The sequence below is a fragment of the Plantibacter sp. MCCC 1A11337 genome (assembly GCF_013349365.1).
Taxonomy (GTDB): Bacteria; Actinomycetota; Actinomycetes; order Actinomycetales; family Microbacteriaceae; genus Plantibacter; species Plantibacter flavus_A.
On the sequence record NZ_JABJWX010000001.1, the window covers coordinates 455,287 to 479,530 of the forward strand.

Sequence of the window (24,244 nt, forward strand, 5' to 3'; positions counted from 1 at the left end):
CCCCCGCTCGATGATGCTATCCGCCACTGTGGTCCAGTTCCGCTCCCGCGATCTCGGTCTGCTCGTCGGCGCCCAGCGACTGCGAGTCGAGCCAGCCGTACGGCAGCGCAGGTCGTTTCGGCGTGCCCGCGCGCCCGCGCTGGCCTTCGGCTGCGGCACCCGGGTAGGGGGCCGTCCAGTCGAGGGTCGCGAGGAGGTCGTCGAGCTGGTCGAGCGACTCCACGGTCGCGAGGCTCGCGCGGAGGTCTCCGCCGACGGGGTAGCCCTTGAAGTACCAGGCGACGTGCTTCCGGATGTCGCGGCAGCCGCGCTCCTCGCTCTCGAAGAACTCGGCCAGGAGCTCGGCGTGACGCCGGAACGCTGCCGCGACGTCGCCGAGGGACGGCTCCGCCTTGCCGCCCTCGCCCGCGAACGCCGAGCTGAGGTCGCCGAAGAGCCAGGGGCGACCGAGGCAACCGCGGCCCACGACGACGCCGTCGCACCCCGTCTCGTCGACCATCCTGAGGGCGTCCTCGCCCGACCAGATGTCGCCGTTCCCGAGGACCGGCACCGAGGTGACCGTCTCCTTGAGCTTGGTGATCGCCGACCAGTCCGCGTGTCCGGAGTAGAACTCGGCGGCGGTCCTGGCGTGCAACGCGATCGACGCCACACCGGCGCCCTCGGCGATCCGACCGGCCTCGAGGTAGGTGAGGTGGTCGGAGTCGATGCCCTTGCGCATCTTGATCGTGAGCGGGACGTCGCCGGCCGCACGGACCGCGCCCTCGACGATGTCGCGGAAGAGCCCGGTCTTCCAGGGCAGCGCCGCTCCCCCACCCTTGCGGGTGACCTTGGGCACCGGGCAGCCGAAGTTGAGGTCGATGTGGTCGGCGCGATCCTCGGCGACGAGCATGGTGACGGCCTCTGAGACCGTCTTCGGGTCGACGCCGTAGAGCTGGATGGAGCGGAGCGTCTCGCTCTCGTGGTGCTGGATGAGCCGCATGGTCTCCGGCGTGCGTTCGACGAGCGCGCGCGAGGTGATCATCTCGCTGACGTACAGGCCGGCACCGTATTCGCGGCACAGTCGACGGAACGCCGTGTTGGTGATCCCGGCCATGGGGGCGAGCACGACCGGCGAGTCGAGCTTGATGGGCCCGATCGCGAGGCTCGGGCGCTGCGAGAGCGTGGTAGGAAGAGACATCACCCTCGATTCTCCCAGATGATCGGCGCTCCCGCGCCCAGTGAGGACCACATGTCAGACGCCGTCCCGCCCGCCGACCTCCAGCCGTCCGGCCGCGAGCGCGTCCGAGCAGCGGCCGCCGCACTCGGTCTCGACGTGGAACTGGTCGAGCGACCGCCCGCGCGCAGTCTCCACGAGGCGGCGGAGCTGCTCGGCATCGAGCCCGCGGACATCGTCAAGACGATCGTCGTGAATCGACGCAGCGGCGACTACCTCTTCGCCCTCGTGCCGGGCGGCCGCAAGATCTCCTGGCCGCCGTTCCGCACGCTGCTCGGTGTGAACAAGCTCGCGATGCCGGACGCGGCGACCGCGTTCCAGGCGACCGGCTACGAGCGCGGCACCATCACCGTCCTCGGCGCGAGCGCTCCGCTCCCCGTCTACGCGGATGAGCGCATCCTCGAGCGCGGTGGGCGCATCTCGATCGGCGCCGGCGAGCACGGGTGGAGCGCCTTCGTCGACGCGGCGGAGTACCTCACCGCCATCGGCGCCGTCACCGCGGACCTCACCGAGCCGGAGGACCCTCAGTCCTGAGCCGGCTCCGACGGGGGCACGAGGCAACTGTCACCCTCGCAGACGACGGCGTCGCCCCCGAGGAGTCGGAGCGCCGGTCGGACCGTCACGGGCTGTCGATCGCCGACGCTGCGCTCAGGCGACGTCGTCTCCGTGCTCACGCCTGCACCGGCTCGGTGCTCGCGCGCTCCGTCCAGACCTGCTCGAGAACCTGCGTGAACGCGGCCGCTTCCTGCGCCCCGGACACCCCGTAGGCACCGTCGATGACGAAGAACGGGACGCCCTGGATGCCGTACCCCTGTGCCGTCGCCTGGTCCTCGCGGACCGCCTGCGTGTACTGGCCGGATTCCAGCGCCGAGACCACGGCGGACCGGTCGAGCCCCACCTCGACGGCGAGGTCGGCGAGGTCCTCGATGCGACCGACATGACGGCCCTCGGTGAAGTAGGCACGCAGGAGGCGCTCGGTCATCTCGAGCTGCTTCCCCTCCGCCTTGGCGAGGTGCAGGAGCTCGTGCGCCTTCACCGTGTTCGTGTGCTGGAGGATGCCGAAGTCGTACTCGAGACCGGCGTCCGAGGCGATCCCCGTCACCCGATCGAGCATCTGCTGCACCTGGTCGGCCGGCATGCCCTTGTGCTTCACGAGGAAGTCGATCTCGGTGCCGTCGAAGTCGACCGGGGTGTCGGGTGCCAGCTCGAAGGAGTGGTACTCGACCTCGACCTCGCGTCCGTCGCCGAGCTGTGCGAACTCCGCCGCACCCCGCTCGAATTTGCGCTTGCCGATGTAGCACCACGGGCAGGCGATGTCGGACCAGATGTCGATCTTGATGGGTTCACTCATGTCAGGGCCAACCACCGACACCCGTCGCTCATTCCCCCGGGGGCGCCGGGGCGTCTGGCACGTCGCGCGCCCCGCCGAAGCGACGGTCGCGTCCGGCGTACCGCTCGACGGCCTCCCAGAGCTGACGCCGACCGAAGTCGGGCCAGAGGGTGTCGAGGAAGACCATCTCCGCGTAAGCCGACTGCCACAGTTGGAAGTTGCTGGTGCGCTGCTCTCCGGAGCTCCGGACGAAGAGGTCGACGTCCGGCAGGTCGGGCAGGTAGAGCCGGCTCTGGACGAGACGCTCCGAGACGGCCGACGGCTTGATGCGGCCGGCGGCGACGTCGTCGGCGATGCTGCGGACCGCGTCGACGATCTCGTTGCGCCCGCCGTAGTTGACGCACATGGTGAGCGTCAGGCGGTCGTTGCCGCGCGTCAGCTCCTCCGCCGTCTGGAGCTCCTTGATGACGGAGGTCCACAACCGCGGCCGACGCCCCGACCAGCGCACGCGCACGCCCCACTCGTTCAGTTGGTCGCGCCGTCGATGGAGCACCTCGCGGTTGAACCCCATGAGGAAGCGGACCTCGTCGGGTGAGCGCTTCCAGTTCTCCGTCGAGAACGCGTACACCGACAGGTGCTTGATCCCGAGTTGCAGGGCACCGGCCACGACGTCGAGGAGTGCGGCCTCGCCCGCCTTGTGCCCTTCGACCCGTGTGAGCCCGCGTCGGTTCGCCCACCGGCCGTTGCCGTCCATGACGATCGCGACGTGCGACGGCACCTCACCCTTCGCGAGCGATGGCGGGACCTCCCCCGTCCAATCGATCGGCTTGAACGGCACCGCGTCGCGGTGGGTGTAGGTCTTCGGGGTCACCCGCGGCTCCGATCCTGTTCGAGGTGCGCGAGCGACCGCAGGCCGCGCTCCAGATGCCATTGCGCGTAGGCGGCGGTGAACCCGCTCGCGCGTGAAGCCGTCTGCTCGGCGGCGGCCTCCGCGTACTCCCAGTCACCGGAGAGCAGTGCTCCGAGGAGCGAGAGGGTGTCGGCGTCCAGCCGAGGGCTGCCCGAGGGCGCGCAGTCGTCGCAGACGACCCCGCCGAGCTGCACGACCACGTGTGAGTACTCGCCCTCCGTGCCGCACCGCGAGCAGGCCCCGAAACTCGGTGCCCAACCGGCGAGCGAGAAGGCCCGGAGCAGGTAGGAGTCGAGCGTGAGCCGCGGACCGTGCTCGTGCTTCGAGAGCGACCGCAGGGCGCCGACGAGGAGCAGGTACTGCTGGAGGGAACCCTCGGACTCGGTCAGGCGATCGGCCGTCTCCACCATCGCGCTCGCGGCCGTGTAGCTTCCGTAGTCGGCGCTGATCCCGGCGCCGTACGAACCGAGCGACTCGGCCTGGGTGATGGTGTCGAGACTACGGCCCTCGTAGAACTGCACGTCTGCGACCATGAACGGCTCGAGCCGGGACCCGAACTTCGAGCCCGTGCGACGGACACCCTTCGCGACCGCCCGGATCTTGCCCCTGCTGCGTGAGAGCATGGTGACGATGCGATCGGCCTCGCCGAGCTTGTGGGTCCGCAACACCACCACTTCGTCTCGATATACCGGCACGCATCGATTATCCCGCCTCGCACCGACAACGTGACCCGGGAACCGCCGTCGGGGATCGAAGGAGCGCCTGGAGAGATGAAGCCGTGAACGAGGTCCTCTTCGTCGTTCCGCTGTGGGTCGACCTCTCGGCGGTCGCGATCGGCGCCGTCCAGGGTGCCATGTTCGCGGCCCGGTTCCAGGATCGTCAGCTCGACTGGCTCGGCGTCGCCATCATCGGCGTCGTCGTCGGACTCGGTGGTGGTCTCATCCGCGACATCCTCCTCGGACAGGTGCCGGCGTCCCTCCAGAACAACTGGTACCTCCCCGTCGCCTCGGGGGCCGCACTGCTCGGCATGTTCCTCCTGCGCACCATCACGAGGCTCGGACCCGTCATCATCGGTCTCGACGCCCTGACGATCGGCATGTTCGGAGCGATCGGTTCCACCAAGGCCCTGGCAGCCGGTCTGCCGGTCATCCCGGCGATCTTCGTCGGCACCGTCTCGGCCGTCGGTGGATCGGTCCTCCGCGACGTCATGCTCGGCGTCCCCGTCGCCCTCATGCACGTCGGGTCGCTCTACGCCGTGGCGGCCGCGGTCGGGACCGCCCTCCTCGTCCTCGCCGTGACCTTCGGTGCGCCACTCGGGGTCGCGGCGATCGTCGGTGTCTCCTCGACCGCGGTGATCCGCCTCCTGGCCGTCCGGTTCGGGTGGACGTTGCCCGAGCAGCGCCAGATCGGCGGATGGCGGATCTGGCGCCGCTCGACGCGCGGCTGAGTCGTCTCAGTCGACCGCGAGTGCCGCGACGGGTGCGATGCGGGTCGCCCGACGTGACGGGGCCACCGAGGCCGCGGCCGTCAGGAGTGCGGCGAGCACGACGATCACCGCGACGATGGCCCACGGGATGACCGGGAAGATGAGGCCGGGCGAGCCGTTGATCGCGCCGAGCATCGACTGAGCGCCGGCCCACCCGTAGAACGTCCCGAGGACGAGTCCGACGACGACGGCCGCGATGGTCAGCTGCGCCGCCTCGATCACGATCATGCGACGGATCTGCGCCGCAGAGAACCCGAGTGCGCGGAGCAGTCCGAGTTCGCGGGTGCGCTGCAGGACGCTGAGCGAGAGGTTGTTGACCATCCCGACCGCGGCGATGAGCGCGCTCAGTCCGATGAGGGCGGAGAAGACGCCGACGGTCGTCGCGACCACGGCCCGCGTGCCTTCGTAGACCTCCGGATTCGCTGCCTGTGCGTTCAACACGAACTCCTGGAAGTTGGCCGCGGCGACCGCGAACATCGTCACGAGGGTCACGCCGATCACCAGTCCGATCGTCGTGCGTGAACTGCGCTCCGGGTAGCGGACGGCGTTCTCGGCGGCGAGTCGAGCCGTCGCGGATGTGCCGAACAGGCGGCCGACCAGCCGCAGTGCCGGCGGCATCACGAGGTGTGCACCGAGCACGAGGCCGGAGAAGGAGACGATCCCGCCGACGATTCCGATGAGCACGCCGAGCGGCGACACGAGCCCGACACCGACCCCGGCGAGCAGGAGCAGGACACCGACCACGAAGAGACCGATCGCGACCGCGTTCCGGGCGGGCCGGGCGGTGGACTCCTCCCGACTCAACTCCTGCGATCCTCCGATCGCCTGCATGGGGGTGACCGTCAGGACGCGACGCGCGCCGATCCAGGACGCGAGCCAGGTGGTCAGGACGACCGCGACGACCGGCAGGAGCACGGCCGGTTCGGCGATCGCGTACGGCAACTCGGGCAGCACACCGGTCGCGACGCCGATCCGCACGAGCGCGAAGGTCGCGAGGAGCCCGACGAGCAGCCCGGCTCCCCCGCCGAGCAGACCGACGACGACGCCCTCCTTCGCGACGGCGCGACGCTGCGATCGCGCCGTCGAACCGATCAGGCGGAGCAGCGCGATCGTCCTCGTCCGCCCGGCGACGATCGTCGCGAAGGTGTTCGCCGTGACGATCGCGCCGACGTACACCGCCAACGAGACGAACACGGCGGCCGCGAGGATGAGCATGATCACCACGGTGCCGCTGGACCCGGTCACGTCGTCGGCAAGGATGAACGTGGAGAGCACACTCGTCACCATGAGCAACAGGACACCGAACGAGGCGCTGAGCGTCGCGACGAGGAGGCTCGCACGATGCTCGCGGGCCCGGGGCCCGAGATCCGCCCGGCTCATGCCGCACGCTCCATGCCGAGCATGAGCGCCGAGATCTGCTCGGGGGTCGATCGGGGACGGTCCTCGACCACGCGGCCGTCCGCGAGGAACACGATCCGGTCCGCGTAGCTCGCGGCGATCGGGTCGTGCGTCACCATCGCGATGCTCTGCCCGTATTCGGTGCTGGCCGCCGCCAGCAGGGCCAGGACGCTCCGCCCGGTGCGGGAGTCGAGGTTGCCGGTCGGTTCGTCCGCGAAGAGCAGCTCGGGTCGCGTGGCCAGGGCACGCGCGATCGCGACGCGCTGCTGCTGTCCACCCGAGAGTTCGTGCGGACGGTGCCCGAGTCGGGACGCGAGTCCGAGCGTGCTCACGAGCACGTCGATCCAGCTCTGCTCCTCACCGGTCGGACGGCGGGCGTCGAGTTCGAAGGGCAGCCGGATGTTGGCCGCGACGTCGAGCGTCGGCACCAGGTTGAACGCCTGGAACACGAATCCGACACGACGCCGACGGAGGATCGTGAGCTGCCCGTCGTCGAGGTCCGTGATGTCCTGGTCGCCGAGACGCACCCGCCCCGCGGTGGCCTGATCGAGGCCCGCCATGATGTGCATGAGCGTCGACTTGCCCGAGCCGCTGGGGCCCATGATGGCGGTGAACCGGCCCCGTTCGATCTCGAGGTCGACGCCGTCGAGGGCGACGACCTGGTTGTCGGCGGTTCCGTAGCTCTTCCTGAGTCCGTGGACGCTGGCGACGACGGACGGCTGTGCTGAAGTGGTCATACTCCGAAGCTACGGAGCGAGGTGCCGGGTGCGCGTCGGGCGCACGAGCGACCCGGGTACATCCTGGGGATGATCCTCGATCACTCCGCGGTTGCCCGTTGGACCGCCGTCAGACCAGGCCGTGTTCGAAGGCGAACACGACGAGCTGGACCCGGTCGCGCACCTCGAGCTTCGCGAAGATCCGGCTGATGTGCGTCTTCACGGTCGCCTCGCTGAGGAACTCGGCGGCGGCGATCTCGGAGTTGCTCAGTCCGCGCGCCGCGAGGAGGAAGATCTCGCGCTCGCGCGCCGTGAGCTCGGCATAGCGCTGCGGTGCGGCCGGAGCGGCCGGCGCCTGCTGGAAGTGCTCGAACAGCTCGCGGGTGGCCGACGCGGCGATGACCGCGTTCCCGGCATGGACGGTGCGGATCGCTGCGAGGAGGAATTCCGGCTCCGCGTCCTTGAGGAGGAATCCGCTGGCACCGGCTCGGATGGCCGTCGCGGCCGCCTCATCGAGGTCGAAGGTGGTCAGCACGACGATCCGAGGACGCTCGCTCCCGCGCGCATCCGCCTCCGCCAGGATCGTCTTCGTCGCCTCGATCCCGTCCATGACCGGCATCCGGACGTCCATGAGGATGACCTGCGGACGTGTCCGTGCGGCCAACTCGACCGCTTGACGCCCGTCGGAGGCCTCACCGACGACGCGCAGGTCCGGCTGCGAACCGATGAGCATCCGGATCCCGCCTCGGAAGAGCGCCTGGTCGTCGACCAGCGCGATCGTGATCGCCCCCGCTGCCGTCGCGTCACTCGGATCGGTCATCTCGTCACTCCCACCGTCGCGTACGGGATCGATGCGTAGACGGTGAAGAGACCGTCCACCAGGGTCGTCCCGAACCTGCCGCCTGCCAGCGTAGCGCGCTCGTTCATCCCGGCGAGGCCGTGCCCCGTGCCGGCCTTCGGCGGTTCGAGCTTCGCCCGGTTGACGACCCAGAGCTGCAGCTCGGGTCCGGTCCAGTCGAGATGGACGTCGATCGGCCCACGATGGTCGCCGTGTCGGAGCGCGTTCGTGAGTGCCTCCTGGATGATGCGGTACACGGCGAGCTGCGAACCGGTCGCCACCGGTCGTTCCTGACCGTGGTTCTGGACCACCACGTCGAGTCCGGCTCCGCGCAGCTGCTCGTAGAGCCGCTCGAGGTCGGCCATGACCGGCTGCGGGCCCTCGGTCTGCTGGAACCGCAACTGCGCGAGGAGCACCCGGACATCGGCGAGGGCCTCTCGGGAGATGCTCGAGATCGTCCGCAAGGCCTGGTCGGCCGAATCCGGGTCCGCGGCCAGCGCATAGCGGGCCCCGTCGGCCTGGGCGATGACGACGGCGAGGGAGTGCGCGACCACGTCGTGCATGTCGCGCGCGATCCGGTTGCGCTCCTGCTCCACGGCGACGTCGCGCTCGGCCAGGAGCTGCGCCTGGCGGCTTTCGCGGGCGAGCCGCCACGTGCGCATGAGGACGCCTGCGGTCCAAGCGAGGCCGAAGAAGGCGGCGAACGCGAGGAACATGAACAGTCCGACCGTCACCTGCGCGACCGGTGTCATGTCGTTCGCCAGACCGAAGGTACTGATCTCCGCGCCGATGCCCGTGGTCCAACTCGGGACGACGATCACGTAGAACGCGATGAGCGCGGCACCGACGAACGCGGATGCGAAGGAGACCCATCGCACCACCCGGCCGCCGTAACTCGCCGCGGCGTAGAGCACGACCGGGATCGCGAAGTTCGCGGGATCCGGCGCGAGCAGGAGGATGAGCTGCAGCAGCGCAGCGGCCCAGGCCACGGACAGCGCGATCGCCGGAGCGAGCCGGCGGAGCGCCAGTGCACCGCACATGCCGAGCAGGACGATGGTGTACCCGGCCGGGCGCGTCGTGTACGCAGCGGCGGTGAGGATGAACAGCACCGACGGCAGCGCGATGTCGAGGGCCAGCTGGCCGGGCCGGAGCGTGCGGAACATCCTCCAACCGTACGACCTGACCGCTGACGGATCGGTCGTCACCCGGAAAGATCATCCTCCCGGCGTACGCCGCGGAGCGGGACGCCGCGCCCGGCCGACCCGAAGGCCGACCCGGCGCAGCGGCGTCGTCAGATGGAGGCCAGTTCCCGCGACTCGACCTGCGTGCGCACGGCACGGTTGACGGCCGAGACCACTGCCTTGAGCGAGGCCGTCGCGATGTCGCCGTCGATGCCGACGCCCCAGAGGCGCTGGTCGTTCACCTGGAGCTCGACATAGGCGGCCGCCTCGGCGTCGCCTCCGGCGCTCAGCGTGTGCTCCACGTAGTCGTACAGCGTGACCTCGATGCCGCGCCCGGAGAGCAGGTTGAGGAAGGCCGCGATCGGACCGTTGCCGGTCGAGGTGCGCTCCTCGACCCGCTCGCCGTCGCGAAGGGCGACCTCGAGGACCACCGTGCCGGTGAGGTCGCTCGACGTCTTCGTGGACTGCAGTTCGAACCGACCCCACTTGGCGTCCGCGACCGTCGCCGGAAGGTACTCGTCCTGGAAGATCGACCAGATCTGGCTACTCGTCACCTCGCCGCCCTCGGCGTCGGTCTTCGCCTGGACGACGCCGGAGAACTCGATCTGCAGGCGACGCGGCAGGTCGATCGCGTGATCGGTCTTGAGCAGGTAGGCGACGCCGCCCTTGCCCGACTGGGAGTTCACGCGGATCACGGCCTCGTAGCTGCGCCCCAGGTCCTGCGGATCGACCGGCAGGTACGGCACGGCCCATTCGAGGTCGGCGACGTCCTTGCCCTGGGAGACGGCGTCGACGGACATCGCCTCGAAGCCCTTCTTGATCGCGTCCTGGTGAGAACCGCTGAAGGCCGTGAAGACGAGGTCGCCCGCCCACGGGCTCCGCTCGTGCACCGGCAGCTGGTTGCAGTGCTCGGCCGTCCGCTTGACCTCGTCGATATCGCTGAAGTCGATCTGCGGGTCGACACCCTGCGTGAACATGTTGATGCCGAGCGCGACGAGGTCGACGTTGCCGGTGCGCTCACCGTTCCCGAAGAGACACCCTTCGATCCGGTCGGCGCCGGCCAGGTAGCCGAGCTCGGCTGCCGCGATCGCGGTCCCGCGGTCGTTGTGCGGGTGCAGGGAGATGATGATGTTCTCGCGGTTGGCGAGGTTGCGGCTCATCCACTCGATCGAGTCGGCGTAGACGTTCGGCGAGGCCATCTCGACCGTCGACGGCAGGTTGATGATGACCTTGCGGTCGGGCGTCGCCTCGAGGACCTCGACCACCTGGTTGCAGATGTCGACGGCGAACTCGAGCTCGGTACCGGTGTAGCTCTCCGGCGAGTACTCGTAGTAGATCTGCGTTCCGGGGACCGTCGACTCCATCTCGCGGCACTTCCGGGCGCCGTGGAGGGCGAGGTCGATGATGCCCTGCTTGTCGCTGCGGAACACGACGTCGCGCTGCAGGACGCTCGTCGAGTTGTACAGGTGCACGATCGCCTGCTTCGCGCCGCGCAGCGACTCGTAGGTGCGTTCGATGAGGTGGTCGCGGGCCTGGGTCAGCACCTGGATGGTGACGTCCTCGGGGATCGCCCCTTCGTCGATGAGGCTGCGGACGAAGTCGAAGTCGGTCTGGCTCGCGCTCGGGAAACCGACCTCGATCTCCTTGTAGCCCATCTTCACGAGCAGGTCGAACATGATGCGCTTACGTTCCGGACTCATCGGGTCGATGAGGGCCTGGTTGCCGTCGCGGAGGTCGACGGCGCACCAGCGCGGGGCCTCGGTGATGCGACGGTCGGGCCACGTGCGGTCGGGCAGCGAGACGCTGAACTGGTCCTGGTAGGCGCGGTAGCGGTGGACCGGCATGCCTGATGGGGTCTGGGTGTTCTTCATGATCCTGGGATCTCCTCGTGGGATTGGGGGTGAGCCAACGACGAACTCCGCGACGAGGGAGGCCTGGAACTAGGACTCGTCGCGGCAGCTAAGGAGGAGCAGACCGGAGAACACGTCGTCAGCATAGCACTCCCCCGCGCCGCCGGTCAGGTGACCAGCGAGGCGAGGTCTCGCACGGACACGTCCGGGAGGTAGGCGCGCCCGACCGCGATGCCGATCGCCGGGAGGGTCAGCGGGTCCGCGTAGCCGAGCACGAGCGGACGCTCCTCCGGTTGGAACTTGCCCTTGAAGGCGAGGAGCGAGCGGAACCCGTAGACGGGTTCGAGCACGTTCCCGAGGTACGTCAGGACCCGGTCGATCCCGTCCGTCTCCGGTTGCTCGGTGCTCCTCGAGCGCGCGAGCGGAGCCCCGGAGAGGCTCATCTCCTCGATGCCGTCCTCCTTGAACCGAGCGGCGGCTTCGGCGATGAGGAACTCCATGACGCCGTTCATGCCGTCCGTCCGACGCCGCATGAAGTCGAGGGTCCAACCGACCAGTTGACCGTCGCGCCGCACCGGGAGCCAACTCGTGACGCCGTGCAGCCGTCCTTGCTCGTCGACCGCGAGCAGGAGCCGGACCTCCTCGTCGACGAGCTCGTCGATCCCACCGAGGGTGAACCCCATCTCGGGCAGCTTCCGCTCGGCGACCCACTCCTCGGAGATCTCGGCGATCTGCGCCGCGAGCCCGACGCCGAGCGCCCCGTAGGTGGACCAGACGGCGGTGATCCCCGCGCGGTCGGCCCGGTTGACGGAGGATCTGATGTCCTGCCAGCGCTTGCCGACCATGCTCCAGCCCTGCGGGTGCAGGACCGTCTCCTCGGCGACCTGGACGGTGCGCCAACCGATCCGGTGGAGCGCTGCTGCGGTCTCCTCGTCCACGCTGTACAACGCCACCGTCAGGCCCGAGTCCTCGCAGTGCTCGATGAACCGCTCGAGGACCCCCTGTTCGTGGCGGTCCCTCCCGAAGAAGCCGCCCGTGGTGACCGCGACCCCGGCGACGATCCGGTAGGCGATGCCCGCGCTGCGCTGCGGGTCGAACCAGGTGAGGTTGCCCCGCCAGGTGGCCATGTGCCCGATGGAGTCGCTACCCTCGGCCAGGAGCTCGCGCAGCCGGCGCTCGTCGGCCGGCGCGATGGCGTTCGCGACCCGGCTCAGCGGCCAGACCGCGCCGAGCAGGATGATGCTCCACCAGACGGGTCCGACGGCGTGGAACACCACACCGGTGAGCGGGGCGACCGGCACGAAGCCCGGAAGGACGTTCCGCAGGTACGCGGCGGGGACGAAACGCTCCGGCGCCGCACGGAGGACCTCCCACACGTCGGGCCTCGGCGAGAATCCTCCAGGCTGGAGCAGGGCGACGACCACGAAGAGCGCGGCGAGCACGACCCACGACGCGCCGACCAGGGCGAGATACCCCAAGGCGCTGCGTCTGGTGGCCCGCACGGGGAACCCACGACGGAGCACGACCAGGAGCGCCGCCACGACGAGTGGCAGCAGGATCGCCGCCCACAGCGCGATCGCGATCTCGACGGACCGCTGCTGCGCGCCGTGCCCCGTCCCGAGCAACGACGAGGGGTGTCCCGTCGGGTGGAGTCGCACTCCCGCCCCCAGCGACAGCGCACTCAGGACGGCGAAGGACACCATGATCGCCGTGGCGAACCAGACCGCGAAGCGTCTGCCGCGGAGCAGGCCCCACGCCGCGAAGAGCAGGGCGATCATGGGGACCACCGACAGGAGCACCGCTCCGAGGCCGTCGACGCGTACCAGCGTGAGGTCGCGCAGGCACTGTGCTGACACGCCGACCGTGCGGCATTGGCCGATGACCCGTCCGGCGTCCGGGATGTTCTGTTCGAGCAGGAGCACGAGCGGCGCGAGCGGACCGAGGTGCCGGCCGGAGAGGAAGGTGATGAGCGGTCCCACGCCCATCATCGCGACGACGGACGCCAGGAGCACCCGGGTCTCGTGGTGCGAGCTCCGCACGCGTCGCACCGACGGGCTGGCCCCGGCGAGCACGACCCCGAGCAGGACGCCGACCAGCGCTGCGAACAGTCGTGCGAGATCCTGCGGGAGTCCCGAGTACAGCAGCACGATCAGGGCGCCGACGACGACGAACGCGCGGATCCGTCGACGCCAGAGCGGCCCGTGGAACGCACTCGACGTGGCAAGGGCGCCGAGCGCCCCGGCCACGGGGTCGAACGCCACGATGCGGGCGACCTCGCCGCTCCAGAACTCGCCGCCGAGCGTGCCGAGGAGTTGGAGCCCGATGGCGAGCGCGTTCCCGGCGACCGCGGTCACCAGCACCGCCAGGAGCGTCTTGGCGGCGCCGAACCGTCGCTCGGCGAGTACCAGCGCGGGGACGCCGATCAGCAGGAAGGCGAGGAGCCCGAGCACCCCGTCGGTTCCCAGGGCACCGGTCAGGAGCGCCCACCAGTGTCCGTCGACCACGACCTGCTCATACCCCACGCTGGCCGCCTCGCGGATCGCCGACCGCCAGGCGGGCGTCGCCGCCGGCGGCGTGCGCCACACGAACGCACTGACGACGAGCACCAGCGCCGTGATCCCGATGCTCATCGGCACCGACCTGAGCACGCCGGTCACGAGTCGGCCGAACGGCGTCGCCCTCCCCGCGCGCATCAGGCGAGCCCGAATCGTGCGGCGATCACGGGGAGCGCCCGCTCGAACACCGTGTGGACGGTGTGCCAGTCGTGCGCGGTCCCGTCGGAGACGAAGGTCGTCGTCCGCATGCCGGCGGCCGAGGCCATCGCGGCGACCCGTCGGACGCCGGGACCGTAGCGGCTGTCGTCGCTGCCGTAGCCGAAGACGCCGACGGTGTCCGCGTACGGGGTGTGTGCGGCGAGGATCGCCGAGGGGGCCGCAGCCTCGTACGCCGTCGCCGACCCGCTGAAGCCCTGTGCGATCGTCGTCGGTCCGATGGACGGGACAACCTCCCCCGAGATGTCGAGGATGCCGCCGTAGCGTCCAGGGTGCGCGGCACCGAGCTGGATGGAACAGGTCCCTCCCTGCGAGAACCCGGCGATGAACCAGTCCGTCCGCGATGCGGACACCGGGAGGTGCGCCGAGATCCACGCGGGGACGTCGACCGTGAGGTAGCTCGCCGAGTTGCCGAGCGGTCCATCGACACACATCGGGTTGCGGTCTGGAGCGCCGAGCTGGTCGGGCACGACCACGATCGGTGCGAGACCCGCATGCGAGGCGGCGAAGCGGTCGAGGATCCCCGCGATCCCAGCCGAGGCGAACAGGTCGGCAGGCTCTCCCGGCTGACCGCTGAACGCCTCGATGACGGGCAGTGCCGGCGGGTGTGCGGTCAGGGCGGCCGGTGGCAGATAGACGAGCGCGTCCCGGTGGGCGAACCCGGAGGTCGTCGCCGGGATGTCCACGTGTTCGACCCGCCCGCCGCTGGGCAGGTCGGCGGGTCGCTGCCACGTCGTCGTCGTCCCCCGGGCGGCCGGCAGGGCCGAGAACGACTGGTACGGGCTGATCCCCAGCGCCGCCCGCACCGTCGCGAACTCACCGAAGTCCTGGTTCACGCCGATCGCCCCGATGAGCAGGAAGGCTGGGATGGCGAGGCTCGCCACGACGACCCGCCACGCACGGGTCCGCACGATCGCCGCGATCGCGAGGGCGGCACCGGCGAACCCGACCGCCGCCCACGCCCGGGTGACCGGCGTCAGTTCGATCCCGAAGACGTCGAGCACGTCACCGAGCAACCAGGCCGTGGCATAGGCGAGGAGCGCTCCCCCGCTCGCCACGAGCAGCATCGTCAGCCAGCCGCGAACCGTTCGGCGCCCGGTCAACAGGATGATCGCCAGGAGGACGGCGGCACCGCCGGCCCAGACGAGGAGCTCCGGACTATCCAGCCTGATGGCCAGCAACCAGTCGAACACTCGGACTCCTTCTCGCGACCCCGAGGACCAGTATGTCCGCGCGCTCGCGAGCCTGTCGGCCAGACGACGGGTTCCACAGCGGGCCCAAAGCAGACACGCAAGTCACATTCAGGTAACGGAGAACTCCCGCGCAGACCCGCGCGGGCGCACGGCACCGACGGGCGATCGATCCCCGGTCAGAATCCCAGGCGACCGAGCAGTTTCGGGTCGCGCTGCCAGTCCTTCGCGACCTTGACGCGGATGGAGAGGAAGACCCGAGATCCGACGAGCGGCTCGATCCCGGCGCGGGCCCGGGCACCGACCTCTCGGAGCCTGGAACCGCCCTTCCCGATGATGATCGCCTTCTGGCTGTCGCGCTCCACGAACACGTTCGCGTAGATGTCGAGCAGGTCGGTCCCCTCGCGCGGGATCATGTCGTCGATGGTCACCGCGAGCGAGTGGGGCAGCTCGTCTTGGACGCCCTCGAGCGCGGCCTCGCGGATGAGCTCGGACACGCGGTCGATGACCGTCTCGTCAGTGGTGGCCTCGGTCGGGTAGAGGCGTTCCGACAGCGGCATGAGCTTCGTGACCTCGGTGACGAGGATGTCGAGCTGGTCGTCGGTCACCGCGGACAGCGGGATGACCGCGTCCCAGTCTCGGAGTTCCGAGATCGCGAGCAGCTGCTCCGCGATCGTCGTCCGGCTGGCGGTGTCGGTCTTCGTGACGATCGCCACCTTCTTCGCGCGCGGGAAGCCGTCGAGCGACTCGTTGATGAAGCGGTCGCCCGGGCCGAGCTTCTCGTTGGCTGGGATGCAGAACCCGATGACGTCGACGTCGGAGAGCGTGGACTGCACGAGGTCGTTCAGCCGCTGGCCGAGCAGCGTGCGCGGGCGGTGGATGCCGGGGGTGTCGACGACGATGAGCTGGCCGTGGTCGCGGTGGACGACCCCGCGGATCGCGCGACGAGTGGTCTGCGGCTTCGAACTCGTGATCGCGACCTTCTCCCCGACGAGGGCGTTGGTCAGCGTGGACTTGCCGACGTTCGGACGCCCGACGAAGGACACGAACCCCGCTCGGAAGTCGGACGGAGGGGTGGTGTCGTTCATGGGTGCTCCCGGTGGTCGGTGGACGCCTGCTGGGCGTCCTGCAGCTGGTCGTCGCGCTGGGCGATGACGGTGAGGATGCGTCCCCGCCGCCCCTCGACCCGCTCGGCGGTGAGTTCGAGGCCGTTGGTCGACACCGTCGATCCGACCACGGGCAACCGCCCGAGGGCCTTCGCGAGGAGCCCGCCGACGGAGTCGACGTCGTCGTCGTCGAGCTCGAGGCCGAACAACTCCCCCAGCTCGTCGACCGGCAGGCGGGCGTCGACCCGGAACCGTCCGTCGTGCAGATCGGTGATCTCGGGGGTGTCGGTGTCGTACTCGTCGGAGATGTCGCCCACGAGTTCCTCGATGAGGTCTTCGAGGGTGACGAGACCGGAGATGCCACCGTACTCGTCGACGACCATCGCGATGTGGTTGGACTCCTTCTGCATCTGCTGCAGGAGCGAATCGGCCTTCTTGGACTCGGGTACGAAGCTCGCCGGCCGCAGGAGCGGCTCGATCGAACCCACCTCGGTGACGCCGTCGCCACCGAACATCGCGCGCACCAGGTCCTTCAGGTACAGGATGCCGACCAGATCGTCGATGTCGCCGTCGCTGACGGGCGCCCGCGAGATCCCCGTCTCCAGGAACACCTCGAGCGCCTCGCGCACGCTGAGATCGCGCTGCAGACTCACGAGGTCGGTGCGCGGGATCATCACCTCGCGGACGAGCGTCTCGTTGAACTCGAAGATCGAGTGGATGAGCTCGCGGTCGTCCTCCTCGAGGACCGAGTGCGCGGCGGCCTCGTCGACCATGCTGAGCAACTGCTCCTCCGAGGTGAAGGAGACCGAACGGGGCAACCCCGGGGTCACCCGGTTGCCCAGGGAGACGAGGACGTTCGCGACCGGGCCGAGGACCACCCGTGCGGCACGGATGGCGGGGGCACTGAAGCGCAGCACTCCGCTCGCGTGGGTCCGTCCGACGCCTCGCGGGCTCGCACCGACGAGCACGAAGGAGGTGCCGGTCATGATGACGACCGCGAGGACGAGGACGAGCCACAACTCGTCGATCGACGAGGCCAGTGCGAGCGTGACGAGGACGGCGGCCGTGGTCTCGGCCAGGATCCGGATGAAGTTGATCGCGTTGACGTGCGCACCCGGATCGGCCGCGATGGCGCGGAGCGCGGATCCCGAACGGGCGCCCTCTGCGAGGTCGAGGATGTCCGCACCCGACTGGACGCCGATCGCGGCGTCGGCTGCGGCCATGAGACCCGCGAACGCGACGAGCAGGAACGCGACGATGACGAAGACGGCGACGAGGGACATCAGCTGCTGCGTCGTCTCTCCTGGAGCGCGAAGGCGAGGAGGATGTCCCGCTGGATACCGAACATCTCCTTCTCCTCGTCGGGCTCCGCGTGGTCGTACCCGAGCAGGTGGAGCACACCGTGGCAGGTGAGGAGCTGGAGTTCGTCCATCGTCGAGTGCTTCGCGGCGGCCGCCTGCGTCTCGGCGACCTGCGGGCAGAGCACGATGTCGCCGAGCAGCCCGGGCGGCGTCGGGTTCTCCTCGGTACCGGGACGGAGCTCGTCCATCGGGAAGCTCAGGACGTCGGTCGGTCCCGGCTCGTCCATCCACTGGACGTGCAACTGCTCCATGGCGCCCTCGTCGACCAGGACGATGGCGAGCTCGGCATCGGGGCTCACGTGCATCGCGTCGAGCGCGAACGACGCCAGGGCGAGGATGCGCGATTCGTCGACGGCGACGCCGGACTCGTTGTTGATCTCGATGGTCATGAGCGTCCTCGCTTCGGCTGGTGGTCTCTGGCGGCGCCGCGACGCTCGGCGCGGTTGGCGAACTCGGCGGCTTGCTCGCGCTCGAACCGCTGCGCCTGTCGGACGGCGTCGTACTCGCCGTAGGCGTCGACGATCCGACCGACGAGGGTGTGGCGGACGACGTCCTCGCTCGTGAGCTGGGCGAAGTGGATGTCGTCGACGTCCTTGAGCACGCGGGTCACGAGTCGCAGACCGGACGCGCCGGTCGGCAGGTCGATCTGCGTGACGTCGCCGGTCACGACGATCTTGGACCCGAACCCGAGCCGGGTGAGGAACATCTTCATCTGCTCCGGCGTGGTGTTCTGCGCCTCGTCGAGGACGATGAAGGAGTCGTTGAGGGTCCGGCCGCGCATGTAGGCGAGCGGGGCGACCTCGATCGTGCCGGCCGCGAGGAGCTTCGGGACGATCTCCGGGTCCATCATCTCGTTGAGCGCGTCGTAGAGCGGACGCAGGTACGGGTCGATCTTGTCCGTCAGCGTGCCCGGGAGGTACCCGAGTCGCTCGCCGGCCTCGACGGCCGGGCGCGTCAGGATGATCCGGTTGACCTCCTTGCGCTGCAGCGCCTGCACCGCCTTCGCCATCGCGAGATACGTCTTGCCGGTACCGGCCGGGCCGATGCCGAACACGATCGTGTTCTCGTCGATCGCGTCGACGTACGCCCGCTGCCCGACGGTCTTCGCCTTGATCGTCTTGCCACGCGAGGTGAGGATGACCTGCCCGAGCACCTCCGACGGAGAGGCCGAGCCGTCCTGCCCGAGCATGCGGGCGGAGGTGCTGACCTCCGCCGGCCCCGGGTCGTGTCCTTCTCGGACCATGGTGATGAGTTCCTCTACGAGTCGTCTGGCGGCGTCGGCCTGCGGCGCCGGGCCGGTGATGGTGATCTCATTGCCGCGCACGTGCACCGAGACACCGGGGTGTTCGCGCTCGACGGTCGTCAGGAGTCGGTCCTGTGGGCCGAGGAGACGGACCATGGCGAGCCCGTCCACCAGGAGGACGTGCTCGACCTCCTCCGGCCGAGCGGCGGTGGGGTGGTCTGGGTTCGAGGACTCAGGCTCCGCCAAGGGTGCCCTCCTGCAGGGGACCACCGAGGACATGCGCGTGCACGTGGAAGACCGTCTGCCCGGCGGACTCGCCGGTGTTGAAGACGAGTCGGAACTCGCCACCGGTGTGCTCCTTCGCGAGCGACGACGCCACCTCGACCATCTCAGCGAGCAAGGAGGGGTCGCCAGCGGCCAACTCCACGACGTCGCGGTACTCGGCGGTCTTCGGGACGACGAGGAGGTGCACGGGCGCCTGTGGTGCGATGTCGGCGAACGCGATCACCCGATCGGTCTCGGCGAGGAGGGTCGTCGGGATCTCCCCCGACACGATGCGGCTGAATACCGACGGTGCTTCACTCATGTCCACCAGTCTAAGGTTCGTGGCGGCCTCGTGCGCGGGCTGTTGGATCGTCACCACCGACCGAGCAGCACGTTGAGGGCGGCGATCGCCGCAGGCCCTGCCGTCGAGGTGCGCAGGACGCCCGAGCCGATCCGGACCTCGATCGCGCCGGCCGCTTCGAGCCGCTCCCGCTCCGTCGGCGAGATGCCGCCCTCCGGACCGACGACGAGGACGAGTTCCTCGGCGAGCAGTGCCGACGGGTCGAGCTCCGAGAGCGCGAGTGCCGCGCTGGGTTCGAGGACGAGGACGGTCCGGCCGGCGACGATCGCCGCGAGTCCACGGGTGTCGACGACCTCGGCCACCTCAGGTACCCGGGCGCGGATCGACTGCTTCGACGCCTCGCGCACGATGAGCTGCCAGCGCGCACGGCCCTTGACCGCTTTGTCGCCCTGCCACCTGGAGATGCTGCGCTCGGCACCCCACGGGACGATGCGGTCGACACCCAGCTCGGTCGCCGCCTGGATGGCGAGTTCGTCGCGATCGCCCTTGGCCAGCGCCTGCACGAGGACGAGCCCGGGACGGTTCTCCGGATGCACCACGACCGATTCGACGCGGATCTCCAACTCGCCCGGCTCGCTGCGCACGACCGGTCCGGTCGCGATCAGGCCACGACCGTTGCCGATCGACGTCGTCTCGCCGACCCGCAGCCGACTCACGGCGACGGCGTGCTTCGCCTCGGGCCCACGGAGGGTCACCGAGTCGCCGACACCGGTCGATTCGAGGTCCTCGCGGAGGTACAGCGAACTCATCTCAACCGACGCCGTGGAAGCGGTCGCGGATCTTCGCGAACAGGCCCTGCTGGAACTGCGCGAGCGCCGGAGCACCCTGGCGTCGTCCCGAGGCGAAGCTCTTGATCAGCTCGCGTTCGCGGTGGTCGAGCTTCGTCGGGGTGACGACCTGGACGCCGATCTTGAGGTCACCCCGGCTGTTCCCGCGGAGGCGCGTGACGCCGCGGTCCTTGACCGTGATGACCTCCGAGCTCTGAACGCCCGGTCGCAGCTCGACCTCGACGTCGCCGTCGAGCGCGTGGACGGTGACCTGGCGGCCGAGGATGGCGTCGGTCATCGGGACTTCGAGCGTGCACAACAGGTCGTCGCCGTCGCGGCTGAAGACATCGTGGTGCTTGACCTTCATCTCGAGGTAGAGGTCGCCGTTCGGGCCGCCTGCCGGGCCGACCTCGCCGCTCCCCGGCATCTGCAGACGCAGACCGGTGTCGACACCGGCCGGGATGTCGACCGAGACGGTGCGGCGGGCACGGAGCCGGCCCTGACCCTGGCAGGTGACGCACGGGGTCGCGATGATCGTGCCGTAGCCGCGGCAGGTGCCGCAGGGCGCCGAGGTCATGACGTTGCCGAGCAGCGAGCGGACGGCCCGCTGGATGGAGCCGGTGCCGTGACAGATGTCGCAGGTCACCGGTGAGGTGCCGGGCTGGCAGCAGGAGCCGTTGCAGGTGCTGCAGAGCACGGCGGTGTCGACCTCGAGGTCGCGGTGGGTGCCGAAGATGACCTCGTCGAGGTCGAGTTCGACGCGCAACAGAGCGTCCTCGCCGCGTGCGCGGCGGGACTTGGGTCCGCGCTGCTGGCCACCCCCGCCGAAGAAGGTGTCGAAGATGTCGCCGAAGCCGCCGAACCCGGCGTCACCTCCGCCGAACCCACCCGCCTGCGGACCGAGGTCGTACTGCTGGCGCTGCTTGGGGTCGCTCAGCACGTCGTAGGCGTGGGTGACCTCTTTGAACCGCTCTGAGGCGTCGGAACCCGGGTTCACATCGGGGTGCAGTTCGCGAGCGAGGCGGCGGTACGCCTTCTTGATCTCCTCGGGCGTCGCCTCCTTGGCGACACCGAGTGCTGCGTAGTGGTCGGGGTAGTCAGCCACTGAGGGCCTTTCGTTCGAGGTGCGGAAGGTGTTGGGGGACGCGACGAGGATGCGTCACTCGGCGTCGAGGATGCGCGAGAGGTACCTGGCGACGGCGCGGACCGCAGCCATGTTGCTCGCGTAGTCCATTCTCGTGGGGCCGAGGACGCCGAGCCGGGCGATTTCGCCACCAGAGGAACGGTAGTTCCCGGCGAGGACGCTCGTGGTCTCGAGGCCGAACGACGCGTTCTCCCGCCCGATGCTGGCGACCACGCCGTCGCGCTCGGACTCCATCTCACCGAAGAGCCGGAGCAGCACGACCTGCTGCTCGATGGCGTCCAGGACCGGATAGATGCTGCCGGGGAAGTCGTCTTCGGTGCGGGCGAGGTTGGCGGCGCCGGCCATGACGAGGCGGTCCTGGCGCTGCGCCGAGAGCTGTTCGCGCACCGCGTCGACGATGCGGACGGCCGCCGCGCGGTCGAGATCGGCGATGTCGGCGGGGACGTCGCCGATCGCGTCGTGGGCGTCGAGGAGTGGACGGCCCGCGACCGCCTCGTTGCACAGCGAGCGGAGACGCGAGATGAGGTCGTCGTCGACCGGGCTCTCCGTCTCGATGAGCCGCTGCTCGACGCGGCCGTTGTCGAGGATGATGACCGCGAGCACACGGTTCGGGGTGACGCTCACCAATTCGAGATGCCGGACACGTGCCCGGGAGAACATCGGGTACTGCACGAGCGCGACCTGGTTCGTCAGCTGTGAGAGCAGCCGCACCGTGCGGTGCAGGACCTCGTCGAGGTCGCCGGACGCACCGAGGAAGGTCTCGATCGCCGTCCGCTGGGCGTTGTTCAGCGGACGGCGGTCGGCCAGGTGGTCGACGAACATCCGGTAGCCCTTGTCGGTCGGCACCCGGCCGGAGGAGGTGTGGGGGGCAGCGATGAGCTCTTCGTCCTCGAGCTGCGCCATGTCGTTGCGGATGGTGGCTGCGGAGACCCCGAAGGAGTGGCGGTCGACGATCGTCTTGGACCCGACGGGCTCTCGCGAGGCGACGTAGTCCTGCACGATGACGCGGAGCACTTCGAGACCGCGATCCGACACCATCTCGATCTCCTCCCGTCATCCACCTCGGAGCGCCGACCATCAGCACTCGAAGACCCTGACTGCCGATCATATCGTGGCCTCCGCGCAGCCGTCCCTTGCGCGGCCCCGTGCCGCGGGAATACCGTTGGCCGCAGGCGTGGGTCCCTGATGAGCGACACCTGGTGCGATACGCTCAGCTGGACCAATTGAATATCACTCTCCGTGAAAGGTGCGAAGATGTCCGATCCGAACGCTCAGCCGCCCGTCGACCCAGCGAAGGGCGGGTCGGTTCCGCCTGCAGGAGATGGCGCGACGCCCCCTCCCGCAGCTCCGCAGCAGCCGCCCGCAGGCGCCTACCCGCCCCCGCCCGCCGGTGGCTACGCGCCGCCGCCGCCCGCTGCCGGCTCCTACCCGCCGCCGCCCGCAGGCGCCCCGCAGTACCAGCAGCCGTACGCAGCAGCTCAGCCCATGAGCCCGTCGGACGAGAAGCTCTGGTCGACGCTCATCCACATCGGTGGGATCTTCTTCGGATTCATCCCCCCGCTGATCGGCTACCTGGTCCTCAAGGACCGCGGCCCGTTCATCAAGGCGCACACGCTCACCGCGCTGAACTTCCAGCTGACGATGCTGATCGCGCTCGTGGTCGGCTCGATCCTGACGATCGTCGTCGTGGGTCTGTTCATCATCATCGCCGTCTACGTCGTCGTGATCGTGTTCAGCATCATCGCCGCGATCAAGGCGAACAAGGGTGAGCTGTACAGCTACCCGCTCACGATCCAGTTCATCAAGGCCTGATCCGTCGAGTACGAGCACAGCCCCGTCCGGTCCGCCGGGCGGGGCTGTTCTACGGCTCGGGCAGGGTCAGTCGCCGACCAGACGGCGGACGACCGCGTCGGCGAGGAGCCGTCCGCGGCGCGTGAGCTCCAGCCGTCCGAGCAGGGCCTGCCGTGCGTCGACCAGTTCCTCGGCGATGAGCCCGGCGACCGCCGTACGAGCCTCGGGGGCGAGCGTCCGGATCGGGATGCCGTCCCGCGTGCGGGTGAGCAGCAGGATGCGTTCGAGTTCCCGCGTCTCGTCGTCCAGGGTCTCCCGCCCGGCGGCCGGCGACTCCCCCGCCGCGATTCGCTGGGCGTACGCCGCCGGGTGCTTGACGTTCCACCAGCGCACCCCGCCGACGTGACTGTGCGAGCCCGGGCCGACACCCCACCAGTCCTCGCCGGTCCAGTAGGAGAGGTTGTGCCGGGAGCGGTGTGTGTCGTCCGTCGCCCAGTTGCTGACCTCGTACCAGCCGTAGCCGGCCTCGGTGAGGAGATCGTCGGCGAGCTCATACATGTCGGCCTGCAGGTCCTCGTCGGGTGTCCCCACCACGCCCGAGCGGATCTGGCGCGCGAGTTTCGTCCCGGGTTCGACGATGAGCGAATAGGCCGACACGTGGTCCGGTGCGCAGGCGATCGCCGTCTCGAGTGAGACGCGCCAGTCGGCCAGGGTCTCCCCCGGCGTCCCGTAGATGAGGTCCAGGCTGACGCCGAGGCCTGCTTCGCGAGCCCACTGCACGACGAGCGGCACCCGAGCCGGATCGTGCGTGCGCTCGAGGGTGGCGAGCACGCTCGGCACCGCGGACTGCATCCCGAAGGACACCCGGGTGAATCCGGCTTCGGCGAGCGTGCGGAGGTAGGCGGCGTCGACGGAGTCGGGGTTCGCCTCGGTCGTCACTTCGGCGCCGGGCGCGAGGTCGAAGTTGTCCGTCACGCCACGGAGCATCCGGACGAGGTCATCGGCAGGCAGGAGGGTCGGCGTGCCGCCACCGAAGAACACGGTCGAGACCGGTCGGTCGGGGACGGTCGATGACGCCAGGACGGACTTGCCGAAGCGGAGTTCCGCGACCGCCTCGTCGGCGTAGTCCGATTGCTTCGCGCCGCGGAGCTCGGTGGCCGTGTAGGTGTTGAAGTCGCAGTAGCCGCATCGGACCCGGCAGAACGGGACGTGCAGGTAGACCCCGAAGTTGCGCTCGTGGGCACCGACGGCCGCCGTCTCCGGGAGGAGTCCGTCGGACGGCGCCGGATCGGCGAGTGGAAGGGCGCTCGGCACGGTCCGTCGC

Annotated in this window: 23 protein-coding genes; 3 read left to right on the forward strand and 20 right to left on the reverse strand. The window is 69.6% G+C overall.

From position 1 onward, the window contains the following. Window positions 1–16 precede the first annotated feature (16 nt). Window positions 17–1,177 (reverse strand): tRNA dihydrouridine synthase DusB, encoded by a 1,161-nt coding sequence (dusB, locus tag HOW07_RS02065; protein ID WP_121290946.1) that lies wholly within the window; start codon window positions 1,175–1,177, stop codon window positions 17–19. Window positions 1,178–1,228: 51 nt separating this feature from the next. On the opposite strand from dusB, the gene HOW07_RS02070 reads away from it, so the two are divergent. After that, window positions 1,229–1,747 (forward strand): aminoacyl-tRNA deacylase, encoded by a 519-nt coding sequence (locus HOW07_RS02070; RefSeq protein WP_175115954.1) that lies wholly within the window; start codon window positions 1,229–1,231, stop codon window positions 1,745–1,747. A 136-nt stretch (window positions 1,748–1,883) separates the two neighbouring features. On the opposite strand, the gene HOW07_RS02075 is transcribed toward HOW07_RS02070, so the two are convergent. From HOW07_RS02075 to recO, 3 genes are read right to left on the reverse strand one after another with little or no spacing between them, the layout of a single operon-like run. Further along, on the reverse strand, window positions 1,884–2,564 hold the full coding sequence (locus HOW07_RS02075; RefSeq protein WP_085510728.1) for a DsbA family protein: 681 nt from the start codon (window positions 2,562–2,564) through the stop codon (window positions 1,884–1,886). A gap of 28 nt (window positions 2,565–2,592) precedes the next feature. Next, window positions 2,593–3,414, reverse strand: a complete 822-nt coding sequence (locus HOW07_RS02080; RefSeq protein WP_175115955.1) for an isoprenyl transferase — start codon at window positions 3,412–3,414, stop codon at window positions 2,593–2,595. Beyond that, window positions 3,411–4,148 (reverse strand): DNA repair protein RecO, encoded by a 738-nt coding sequence (gene recO, locus HOW07_RS02085; RefSeq protein WP_175115956.1) that lies wholly within the window; start codon window positions 4,146–4,148, stop codon window positions 3,411–3,413. Before recO ends, HOW07_RS02080 begins: the two co-directional genes overlap by 4 nt. An 83-nt stretch (window positions 4,149–4,231) precedes the next feature. Between recO and HOW07_RS02090 the strand changes: the two genes are divergently transcribed. After that, a complete protein-coding gene (locus tag HOW07_RS02090; RefSeq protein WP_064293639.1) occupies window positions 4,232–4,900 on the forward strand; it encodes a trimeric intracellular cation channel family protein in 669 nt (222 codons plus the stop codon). 6 nt (window positions 4,901–4,906) lie between these two features. Here HOW07_RS02090 and HOW07_RS02095 read toward each other — a convergent pair whose 3' ends face one another. From HOW07_RS02095 to hrcA, 15 genes are all read right to left on the reverse strand, one after another. Beyond that, the gene (locus HOW07_RS02095) at window positions 4,907–6,319 is read right to left on the reverse strand and encodes an ABC transporter permease (RefSeq protein WP_175115957.1); all 1,413 of its coding nucleotides are present in this window, start codon (window positions 6,317–6,319) and stop codon (window positions 4,907–4,909) included. After that, window positions 6,316–7,074, reverse strand: a complete 759-nt coding sequence (locus tag HOW07_RS02100; protein WP_175115958.1) for an ABC transporter ATP-binding protein — start codon at window positions 7,072–7,074, stop codon at window positions 6,316–6,318. The genes HOW07_RS02095 and HOW07_RS02100 overlap by 4 nt, the downstream gene beginning before the upstream one ends. A gap of 109 nt (window positions 7,075–7,183) precedes the next feature. Further along, window positions 7,184–7,873 (reverse strand): response regulator transcription factor, encoded by a 690-nt coding sequence (locus HOW07_RS02105; protein ID WP_071260804.1) that lies wholly within the window; start codon window positions 7,871–7,873, stop codon window positions 7,184–7,186. Beyond that, window positions 7,870–9,054, reverse strand: a complete 1,185-nt coding sequence (locus HOW07_RS02110; protein WP_121290955.1) for a sensor histidine kinase — start codon at window positions 9,052–9,054, stop codon at window positions 7,870–7,872. The genes HOW07_RS02105 and HOW07_RS02110 overlap by 4 nt, the downstream gene beginning before the upstream one ends. A gap of 128 nt (window positions 9,055–9,182) precedes the next feature. Further along, window positions 9,183–10,943: a 2-isopropylmalate synthase gene (gene leuA, locus HOW07_RS02115; RefSeq protein WP_175115959.1), complete on the reverse strand. Its 1,761-nt coding sequence runs from the start codon at window positions 10,941–10,943 to the stop codon at window positions 9,183–9,185. Between the two features lie 146 nt (window positions 10,944–11,089). Further along, complete coding sequence (locus HOW07_RS02120) at window positions 11,090–13,615, reverse strand: bifunctional lysylphosphatidylglycerol flippase/synthetase MprF (RefSeq protein WP_175115960.1); 2,526 nt, start codon at window positions 13,613–13,615, stop codon at window positions 11,090–11,092. Beyond that, window positions 13,615–14,886 carry an alpha/beta hydrolase-fold protein gene (locus HOW07_RS02125; RefSeq protein ID WP_175115961.1) on the reverse strand — a complete coding sequence of 424 codons (1,272 nt, stop codon included), beginning with the start codon at window positions 14,884–14,886 and terminating at the stop codon, window positions 13,615–13,617. Before HOW07_RS02125 ends, HOW07_RS02120 begins: the two co-directional genes overlap by 1 nt. Before the next feature lie 176 nt (window positions 14,887–15,062). Then, the gene (era, locus tag HOW07_RS02130) at window positions 15,063–15,971 is read right to left on the reverse strand and encodes a GTPase Era (RefSeq protein WP_064293633.1); all 909 of its coding nucleotides are present in this window, start codon (window positions 15,969–15,971) and stop codon (window positions 15,063–15,065) included. Beyond that, the gene (locus HOW07_RS02135) at window positions 15,968–17,272 is read right to left on the reverse strand and encodes a hemolysin family protein (protein ID WP_064293632.1); all 1,305 of its coding nucleotides are present in this window, start codon (window positions 17,270–17,272) and stop codon (window positions 15,968–15,970) included. The genes era and HOW07_RS02135 overlap by 4 nt, the downstream gene beginning before the upstream one ends. After that, entirely contained in the window at window positions 17,272–17,739 is a 468-nt protein-coding gene (gene ybeY, locus HOW07_RS02140) for an rRNA maturation RNase YbeY (protein WP_064293631.1), read from the reverse strand. The genes HOW07_RS02135 and ybeY overlap by 1 nt, the downstream gene beginning before the upstream one ends. Continuing rightward, window positions 17,736–18,749: a PhoH family protein gene (locus HOW07_RS02145; RefSeq protein ID WP_228501858.1), complete on the reverse strand. Its 1,014-nt coding sequence runs from the start codon at window positions 18,747–18,749 to the stop codon at window positions 17,736–17,738. Before HOW07_RS02145 ends, ybeY begins: the two co-directional genes overlap by 4 nt. Before the next feature lie 76 nt (window positions 18,750–18,825). Further along, window positions 18,826–19,179 carry an HIT domain-containing protein gene (locus HOW07_RS02150; protein WP_121291134.1) on the reverse strand — a complete coding sequence of 118 codons (354 nt, stop codon included), beginning with the start codon at window positions 19,177–19,179 and terminating at the stop codon, window positions 18,826–18,828. 50 nt (window positions 19,180–19,229) lie between these two features. After that, window positions 19,230–19,967, reverse strand: a complete 738-nt coding sequence (locus HOW07_RS02155) for a 16S rRNA (uracil(1498)-N(3))-methyltransferase (protein WP_064293630.1) — start codon at window positions 19,965–19,967, stop codon at window positions 19,230–19,232. A gap of 1 nt (window position 19,968) precedes the next feature. Next, window positions 19,969–21,090: a molecular chaperone DnaJ gene (gene dnaJ, locus HOW07_RS02160; RefSeq protein ID WP_064293629.1), complete on the reverse strand. Its 1,122-nt coding sequence runs from the start codon at window positions 21,088–21,090 to the stop codon at window positions 19,969–19,971. Window positions 21,091–21,144: 54 nt separating this feature from the next. Beyond that, entirely contained in the window at window positions 21,145–22,167 is a 1,023-nt protein-coding gene (gene hrcA / locus HOW07_RS02165) for a heat-inducible transcriptional repressor HrcA (RefSeq protein ID WP_064293628.1), read from the reverse strand. Between the two features lie 216 nt (window positions 22,168–22,383). On the opposite strand from hrcA, the gene HOW07_RS19230 reads away from it, so the two are divergent. After that, complete coding sequence (locus HOW07_RS19230; RefSeq protein ID WP_234993956.1) at window positions 22,384–22,941, forward strand: DUF4870 domain-containing protein; 558 nt, start codon at window positions 22,384–22,386, stop codon at window positions 22,939–22,941. Between the two features lie 66 nt (window positions 22,942–23,007). Here HOW07_RS19230 and hemW read toward each other — a convergent pair whose 3' ends face one another. Continuing rightward, window positions 23,008–24,234 carry a radical SAM family heme chaperone HemW gene (gene hemW / locus HOW07_RS02175; protein ID WP_064295568.1) on the reverse strand — a complete coding sequence of 409 codons (1,227 nt, stop codon included), beginning with the start codon at window positions 24,232–24,234 and terminating at the stop codon, window positions 23,008–23,010. Window positions 24,235–24,244: the final 10 nt, after the last annotated feature.